This window comes from Mesorhizobium sp. M5C.F.Ca.IN.020.29.1.1 (genome assembly GCF_003997375.1).
Lineage (GTDB): Bacteria > Pseudomonadota > Alphaproteobacteria > Rhizobiales > Rhizobiaceae > Mesorhizobium > Mesorhizobium wenxiniae.
On record NZ_RZSW01001173.1, the window covers coordinates 1 to 502 of the forward strand.

The window sequence follows — 502 nt, forward strand, 5'->3', positions numbered from 1 at the left end:
GTCCAGCACCACGTCCCTGTTGGCTGACATCCAGGCACGGTTCTTCAATCCCGTCGTCGCGTCGCGCCAGGCCAGGAATTCCAATTTCTTTATTGTTTCCCAACGGCCGATTAGCAATACGGCAGTTCCGATCGCCAGCAGCGACAACACCGCCAGGGCGAACGCAATCTGGTAGTTGAATCTCTTCAGACTTTTTTCTGTCGAATAGAGATCTACGTTGATCTCATCTCCATATTTGTAATATTCGTCATTCATCCTCTCTACGAGCTGCTCGAGTTCCAGCCCCATTTCCTTCAGGCTCTTTTCGTCGAGAGGCAGCCCGGCCGCAATCATGGCATCAAGCCGTGTCACCGCGTCAACGACACGGGGCACGATACTTGCGTAGGCGCGAATCTCGCTCGCTGTCCCAGTGCCGTCGATCCGCTTGAAACGAATGTAGACTAGGTCGTTCGCCGCCGATAAGTGCTCAAGGCTGTCTGCCGACCCAGGGGCGGCCTGGGCG

At 55.8% G+C, this 502-nt stretch carries 1 protein-coding gene; it reads right to left on the reverse strand.

Annotated elements, in window-relative coordinates; translation table 11 throughout:
* Positions 1 to 502: hypothetical protein (locus tag EOA85_RS37975; protein ID WP_164760207.1), on the reverse strand; the 502-nt coding region annotated here is incomplete at both ends.